The organism is Brochothrix sp., from assembly GCF_017549435.1.
GTDB classification, from domain to species: Bacteria; Bacillota; Bacilli; order Lactobacillales; family Listeriaceae; genus Brochothrix; species Brochothrix thermosphacta.
The window spans coordinates 1-7,608 of the sequence record NZ_JAFYUW010000071.1; the positions used below are offsets into that span (position 1 = coordinate 1).

Annotated in this window: 7 protein-coding genes; 6 read left to right on the forward strand and 1 reads right to left on the reverse strand. The window is 35.8% G+C overall.

Annotated features, from left to right (window positions below):
- The 5 genes from IKV95_RS04810 to buk all read left to right on the forward strand — a co-directional run.
- Nucleotides 1–437, forward strand: a 437-nt coding sequence (locus tag IKV95_RS04810; RefSeq protein WP_287451453.1) for a transketolase C-terminal domain-containing protein, incomplete at its 5' end; no start/stop codon positions are given.
- Nucleotides 438–450: 13 nt separating this feature from the next.
- Nucleotides 451–1,275: a TlyA family RNA methyltransferase gene (locus IKV95_RS04815; protein WP_069118891.1), complete on the forward strand. Its 825-nt coding sequence runs from the start codon at nucleotides 451–453 to the stop codon at nucleotides 1,273–1,275.
- Between the two features lie 248 nt (nucleotides 1,276–1,523).
- Nucleotides 1,524–1,973 carry a transcriptional regulator AhrC/ArgR gene (ahrC, locus tag IKV95_RS04820; RefSeq protein ID WP_029091149.1) on the forward strand — a complete coding sequence of 150 codons (450 nt, stop codon included), beginning with the start codon at nucleotides 1,524–1,526 and terminating at the stop codon, nucleotides 1,971–1,973.
- 30 nt (nucleotides 1,974–2,003) lie between these two features.
- Nucleotides 2,004–3,686: a DNA repair protein RecN gene (gene recN, locus IKV95_RS04825; protein WP_069118890.1), complete on the forward strand. Its 1,683-nt coding sequence runs from the start codon at nucleotides 2,004–2,006 to the stop codon at nucleotides 3,684–3,686.
- 144 nt (nucleotides 3,687–3,830) lie between these two features.
- The gene (gene buk / locus IKV95_RS04830; protein ID WP_029091151.1) at nucleotides 3,831–4,931 is read left to right on the forward strand and encodes a butyrate kinase; all 1,101 of its coding nucleotides are present in this window, start codon (nucleotides 3,831–3,833) and stop codon (nucleotides 4,929–4,931) included.
- Between the two features lie 74 nt (nucleotides 4,932–5,005).
- Here the strand turns inward: buk and IKV95_RS11185 are convergent, their stop codons facing one another.
- Nucleotides 5,006–5,086, reverse strand: a complete 81-nt coding sequence (locus IKV95_RS11185; RefSeq protein ID WP_227002028.1) for a hypothetical protein — start codon at nucleotides 5,084–5,086, stop codon at nucleotides 5,006–5,008.
- A gap of 273 nt (nucleotides 5,087–5,359) precedes the next feature.
- Here IKV95_RS11185 and gndA point away from each other — a divergent pair, with 273 nt between their 5' ends.
- Entirely contained in the window at nucleotides 5,360–6,775 is a 1,416-nt protein-coding gene (gene gndA / locus IKV95_RS04835) for an NADP-dependent phosphogluconate dehydrogenase (RefSeq protein WP_069118888.1), read from the forward strand.
- The last annotated feature ends 833 nt before the right edge of the window (nucleotides 6,776–7,608 follow it).

Below are 7,608 nucleotides of genomic sequence, written 5' to 3' on the forward strand. Positions count from 1 at the left end.
CGCCATTAAAAGAAACAATAGCGACGGTTCCAATTGGTTCGTGGGAAGTGACACTTCCAGGTGCAACTGTGGCTATTATTGCTTATGGGCCAATGGTTAAAACGGCGATTGAAGTTGCTGCATTATTAAAAGTAAAAGGTATTTTAATAGAAGTGGTAAACGCCCGTTTTATAAAACCAATGGATTTTACTTATTTAAATGATTTAGCCAATCGAAAAATACCAGTCTTTATTATTGAAGAAGCCATTACAACGGGGGGATTAGGTGAAAGTGTGTTATCCTATCTTCATGATAAGACAGCTGCACCTATTCAAATAATGGGGTTACCTAATCACTTTATACCTCATGGAAAACCAGATGAACAGTTACATCTTTTTGGTATAGACACAGTTACTATCGCTAAGAAAATACATGACTTTATAGAGAACATGGAATGAAGGAGTAAACTAAATGAAAATTAAAGAACGTGTGGATGTACTTTTGGTACAACAAGGATTATTTGATACACGCGAACAGGCGAAACGTGCTGTAATGGCAGGTCTTGTCTATATTAAAGAAGAACGAGTGGATAAACCAGGTGAAAAAATTGAAATTACGGTAGAGTTGAATGTAAAAGGCCAACGGATGCCATACGTTAGTCGTGGCGGCCTAAAGCTGGAAAAAGCTTTAGAAGCATTTGATTTTGATATTCAAGATAAAATTATGCTGGATATCGGTAGTTCGACAGGTGGTTTTACAGATTGCGCCTTACAGAATGGTGCGAAAATGAGTTATGCACTTGATGTTGGTTCTAACCAATTAGCGTGGAAATTGCGCAATGATGAACGTGTTGAAGTCATGGAACATACTAACTTCCGTTACGCAGAATTAGCTAGTTTTACAAAAGGACAACCAGAATTTGCAACAATCGATGTCTCATTTATTTCATTGCGTTTAATTTTACCCAACCTAACCACTATTTTAGCAACAAATGGTGATGTGATGGCTTTGATTAAACCCCAGTTTGAAGCGGGTCGTGAACAAGTAGGTAAAAAAGGAATTGTACGCGATGTTAAAGTACATAAAGCAGTGGTAGAAGAAGTGCTGGATTTTGCTCGTAAATTGGGATATGAAGTTCGTAATCTAAGTTTTTCGCCTATTACAGGTGGAGAGGGTAACATTGAATTCATCGCACATTTACGTTGGACTGCAGATACAACTGTTGAAGCAGAATATAATGCGCCTGAAAGTATCGATGACGTTGTAATTAAAGGGCATCATACATTAAAAGGCTAATAGTAATGTTGTCTGTCAGCTAGAAAATACCCAAATGTTAGTGTGTTAAATAAAAGATTATTAACTGTTACTTAAAGAGCAATTTGCCAGATGGCATTTATTGCTCTTTTTTTTGATAAAATGATCGTAGTATAACTAGAAATAATAATTATTGTATAGTTGATAATCGCTTTAGATGCATAAAAATGGTATAATTATTTAGCATGTTACAGAGGGGAGCACCCTCACTAAAAGAAGGAGTGAAAGTTATGAATAAAGCACAACGTCATGTTCTTATCAGGGATTTAATTGCAAATAACGATATTGATACACAAGAGGAGTTAGTTACTTTACTAGAGGAAAAAGGTAATAGTGTAACGCAAGCGACTGTATCGCGTGATATCAAAGAATTACACCTAGTCAAAGTGCCATCATTAAGAGGTGGTTATCGTTATAGTTTGCCTGCAGACAATCGTTTTAATCCATTAGACAAGTTAAAACGTACACTCGTAGACTCTTTTATACGTATGGTGAAAGTGAATAATACATTAATTATGCATACATTACCAGGTAATGCGAATGCGATTGCATCATTGATTGATAACTCACAATTCAAAGGGATTGCAGGCACAATTAGTGGTGATGATACAATTCTGGTTATTTGTTTGTCAGAACAAAGTGCTGATGAGTATGAGACAATGTTCTTAGAAATGCTATAATACGTTAAATCACACGAAAGGGATGAAACCATGCTCCAAGAATTATCGATACGTCATCTTGCAATCATCGAGGAAATTTCATTATCTTTTAAAAAGGGTCTTACAGTTTTAACTGGTGAAACAGGTGCCGGAAAGTCAATTATTATTGATGCATTGGGACTTATTGTTGGTGGTCGAGCATCGAACGATTTAATCCGACATGGTGCAGATAAAGCCGATTTAGAAGCATTGTTTACCATTGAAAAAAATAAGCGTGCCCATTCTGTTCTAGAAGAATTAGGGATTGAAGTCGAGGATGAGATGGTCGTTTTACATCGAACATTGATGAGAAGTGGTAAAAATGTCTGTCGAATCAATGGGAAATTAGTGACAACAACTAATTTGCGTGATGTAGGCGAGACGTTATTAGATATTCATTCCCAACATGAGAGTCAAGATTTAATGAATGATGCTCATCATATCTATTTAATAGATCAGTTTGCAGCAGAAAAAATAGCTGAACCTTTAAAAGCATACCAATTACTCTATGCCGAGTTGAAAAATAAACGTCAAGAATTTAATCGTTTTAATAAAAACGAACAAGAATTGGCACAACGAATTGATATGTTACACTTTCAAAATAAAGAATTAGAAGCAGCTAATCTCGTATTAGGTGAAGAAGAAGAGTTGGCAGCAGAACGTTCGTTATTGGCAAATTATGAAAAAATAAATCATAATGTTGAAGCAAGTTATGACTTATTACAAGGTGAGCAGTCAACGTTAGATCAAGTAGCAAAAGTGATGAATCATTTAACTGCAATTCAAGAAGTTGATGGACGTTACAAAGAATGGTTTGAAACAGTGCAAACTGCTTATTTCAGCTTATCCGATGTTGCGAGCGATTTAAATCAAGAACTGTCAACATTGGAATATAATCCTGAGCAATTAAATAATATAGAAACACGGATGGATATCATCAACCAATTAAAACGTAAATATGGTGATTCAGTTGCTGAAATGATGGCTTACCATGAAAAAATAAGCCAAGAAATTGAACACTTAGAACATAGTGAGTCACACTCAGAACAATTGCAAAAAGAAATCGAAATCGTGAATGAGAAGTTACAACTCCTAGCGAATGATTTAACCGTTATACGCCAGCAGGCAGCTGAAGAGTTAACTGTATCAATTCATGATGAATTTAAAGAACTTTACATGGATAAAGCAATTTTTAAAGTGAATTTTGAAACACAAGAGTTAGGTGAGCGCGGTAATAATCGTATTCAATTCTATACATCTACTAACCCTGGTGAACCTTTGAAACCTTTGCATAAAATTGCATCAGGTGGGGAATTGTCACGGATGATGTTAGCAATGAAAACCATCTTTTCTAAGCATCAAGGTATTACAAGCATCATTTTTGATGAAGTTGATACCGGTGTTAGCGGTCGAGTGGCACAAGCGATTGGTCAAAAGATATACTCTGTGTCAGTAGGATCACAAGTGTTGTGTATTTCACATTTACCACAGGTTGCAGCAATGGCAGACAACCATTATCATATTGAAAAAACTGTCTCTGCATCACGTACACGTACGACGGTTTCTGAACTGTCGTTGGATAAACGTGTTGCTGAAATAGCGATGATGATGAGTGGTGTTGAAATGACAACTTCAACTGAGATGCATGCACGTGAACTGATCCAACAATCAGAAAAAATGAAGAATATTGGCTAAAATAATAATCAGGGTGTCACCGATATAAAAACGGTTGATATCCTGTCTTTTTTTACGAGGGTACAATCCTTGATGAAAAAATAAAAGTAAAATAAGATAGATAGTAAGCAAGTTATTATGAGGTGAACCCAGGGGGTATAAGGGATGTTAGGAAAAAAACGTATTTTAATTATCAATACAGGGGTACAATCAATTAAAATTGCAATATTTGATGAGGATAAGGTCGTTTTTAATAAAACCATTCGGGAGCAAAAAGTTCAACCAATAAATGATTATATAACATTACAAAAACAGTTAACAGCCACAAAGCAACGCCTATTACTGCAGTTAAAGAAAGCTAAAATAGAAATGAAAAGCATTGATCTTATTGTCAGTAATACGGGGTATATTCAACCTGTTAAAAGTGGTGCCTATACGATTAATGAAGCAATGGTGAGCGACCTAATAGAGCACTCTTTTTATGAAGCGGAAGGTAGTTTTGGTGCAATTTTAGCTCATAGCCTTGCAGAGTATTATCAAGTGCCTGCGATTACTTATGATCCACCCACAGTGGATGAATTGCAAGATGTGGCACGTGTATCGGGACACCCTGATTTTGTGCGACGCAGCTATTTTAATGCACTTAACCAAAAGGCTGTGGGACGCCATATTGCAAAAAAAATTGGAACAACCTATGAAGAAGCTAAATTCATCATTGTGCATTTGGGCTCGGCGGTATCTGTCGGCGCCCATGAAAATGGCAAAGTGATTGATGTTAACAATGGTTATTATGGAGAAGGGCCTTTTAGTACTATCCGAACAGGATCATTACCAATGGAAGCAGTGATGAAAAAATACATCGCATCACCAGAAGAAGTTAAAGAGTTACCGTTAATATTGAAACAAGGTGGTTTTTTAGGGTATTTGGGGACTGATTCTTTAACAGATGTTGAGTGGCGAATTGTTGAGGATGACCAGGAAGCAATTGCTATTTATGACGCGATGACTTATCAAATTGCAAAAGAAATTGGTGCATATGCAACAGTTCTTAAAGGGAATGTTGATGCAGTTATTCTTACGGGAGGGATGTCTATCAGTCCATTTCTAGTGAAAAAAATCAGTGAATATATCAAGTGGATTGCACCTATTCATATAGTGGAAGATCAACTAGAAATGCAAACTTTATCTCAAGTGGGTTTGCGTGTATTGAACAATGAAGAAGAAGTAATGATGTATACATCGTGTGACGCCAAAAGACATAAATAGGCTGTAGTGCAAATCTTAACAATTTAGTACATAAAAAAAGCTTGTCTTCCGCGTTAGAAGAAAAGCAATCGTTTTTAAAAGAAGAATAAAGCGCTACTTAAAAGTGACGAGGCAACAAGTACAAAAATTAATACATAGACAACAATTTTAACCATTTTATTTGATCCCAATTTAAAAACTCCTTTTTATCGATAGATAGTTATTCTCTACCTATTGTAACTAATAATATCAAAAAAATAAACCTAAACAATAAATTGAGAACAAACTTGGTATTAAACATTTAAATAGTGAGTTTTTTAAAGAATATCGGGTGTTGTATTATTGATGTAATAGTAATATTTTGATATGATGATACGGTAAGTCAATGTTAACATCGGGTTGTTAACATCGTATTCATAAAATTTATGAAATGGAAGGACGATTAAATCATGAGCAAACAAGAAATCGGTGTTATTGGAATGGGCGTTATGGGTAAAAACCTTGCGTTGAATATTGAAAGCAGAGGTCATTCGGTATCAATTTTTAACCGTTCAGCTTCAAAAACAGAAGATGTTATCAAAGATCACTCAGATAAAAATTTAGTACCTTTTTATACTGTAGAAGAGTTTGTAAACTCACTTGAATCACCACGTCGTATTCTTTTAATGGTACAAGCTGGCGATGCTACAGATAAAACAATCGATGCAGTTAAACCTTTCTTAAATAAAGGTGACATTCTTATCGATGGTGGTAATACATTCTATAAAGATACAATTCGACGCAACGCTGAATTAAGTGCAGAAGGCTTTAACTTTATCGGTACTGGTGTATCTGGTGGAGAAGAAGGTGCTTTAAAAGGACCTGCAATCATGCCTGGTGGACAAAAAGAAGCATATGAATTAGTCGCACCTATTTTTGAAGAAATCGCAGCACGTGCTGAAGATGGCGAACCTTGCGTTGCCTATATCGGTGCTGATGGCGCGGGACATTACGTGAAAATGGTACATAATGGTATCGAGTATGGCGACATGCAATTAATTGCAGAAGCTTATGCGTTACTTAAACATCACGTAGGTCTTTCACATGATGAATTAGCAGATGTATTTGAAGACTGGAACCAAGGCGAATTAGATAGTTATTTAATTGATATCACAAAAGATATCTTGAAGAAAAAAGATGCTGAAACTGGTTTGCCGCTAGTTGACGTTATCTTGGATCGCGCTGGAAATAAAGGAACAGGTAAATGGACAAGCCAAAGTGCTTTAGATTTAGGAACACCATTACCGTTAATTACTGAATCTGTATTTGCACGTTATATTTCAGCTTTGAAAGAAGAACGTGTAGCAGCAAGTAAAGTATTAACAGGACCTGCTAAAACACCATTTACAGGTGATAAAGAAGCGGTTGTTGAAGCAGTACGTCGTGCACTTTACCTAAGTAAAATTGCATCATACGCACAAGGGTTTGCTCAAATGCGTATGGCTTCAGATGAAAATAACTGGGACTTAAACTTTGGCGAAATCGCTAAACTTTTCCGTGCAGGTTGTATCATCCGTGCTCGTTTCTTACAAAAAATCACTGATGCTTTCAGTAAAGAACCAGAATTGAAAAATCTTTTCTTGGATCCGTACTTTAAAGATATCGCTGACAACTATCAAGAAGCATTGCGTGATGTAGTAGCAACAGCAGTTAAAGCTGGTATTCCAGTACCAACATTCTCTGCAGCTGTTTCTTATTACGATAGTTACCGTACAGAAACATTACCAGCTAACCTTATTCAAGCACAACGTGACTACTTTGGAGCTCACACATATGAACGTACTGATAAAGAAGGTACATTCCACACTGAATGGTTAGAAAAATAATAAAAGTATATTCTACCTTGTAAAACAATGATAAATTGCTGACATTGTTGCGAATTCATGAGCTTACAAGGATAGTATGGGACGGAGCTGTCGTAAGACAGTGAGTACCATTCCTTTGTTGGAAAAATTTAGGCTCTATGTCAAATAGTGTTGTTATTCAAAATTTAGTAAAATAAGTCATTTTTGCAGCTGCCTTTTTTGGTAGCTGCTTATTTTTAGTCATTGCTAATATCGTAGCGGATTGCTAATATCGTTGTGAATTCATGAGCTTACGAGAATAGTATGGGACGGAGATTGCGTAAGCAATTGAGTACCAATCAGTAGTTAGAAGCTTTACGAGAGTAGTATGGGACGCAACGACAGCGAGTACCATTCCTTATATTAAGTACTTATGAGTACCATTCAACTACTAGATACAACGTGAAGGTGTGTAAGTAAGTGTCCCAAAGTAACAAATACTCAAAACGCTCTTAACTAATTGTTTTAAACACCATATCTTTGAAAAACAAATGTTTTCTCTGTAATTCCAGACGAATTTGCGATTCAATTAGAAGTAGTAGCTGAGATTTTCCACCCCCTTATAAATTTGTTAGGGTGACTTAATTTTACAGGGATTTTGAAAATGTTGCTACTTTTTGCGAAAAAATAGGCATCAGTGAAAATTCACCAACACCATAAATTATAGAGCCTTTAAATTAAGTGAGTACCAATCGATAGTTTAGTTTAAAGCACAATGGAACACTTCGATTAAATAACTGAAAATTCAAACAAATACTTGACGTACGAATAAAGCATCAGTTATGATAGAAACAATTAAATAAACCGATTAATAA

Bases quoted from the DNA above. Each gene is read 5' to 3' on its own strand.
- IKV95_RS04815 (WP_069118891.1), top strand. From the start codon at position 451: ATGAAAATTAAAGAACGTGTGGATGTACTTTTGGTACAACAAGGATTA.
- ahrC (WP_029091149.1), top strand. From the start codon at position 1,524: ATGAATAAAGCACAACGTCATGTTCTTATCAGGGATTTAATTGCAAAT.
- recN (WP_069118890.1), top strand. From the start codon at position 2,004: ATGCTCCAAGAATTATCGATACGTCATCTTGCAATCATCGAGGAAATT.
- buk (WP_029091151.1), top strand. From the start codon at position 3,831: ATGTTAGGAAAAAAACGTATTTTAATTATCAATACAGGGGTACAATCA.
- IKV95_RS11185 (WP_227002028.1), bottom strand. From the start codon at position 5,086: ATGGTTAAAATTGTTGTCTATGTATTAATTTTTGTACTTGTTGCCTCG.
- gndA (WP_069118888.1), top strand. From the start codon at position 5,360: ATGAGCAAACAAGAAATCGGTGTTATTGGAATGGGCGTTATGGGTAAA.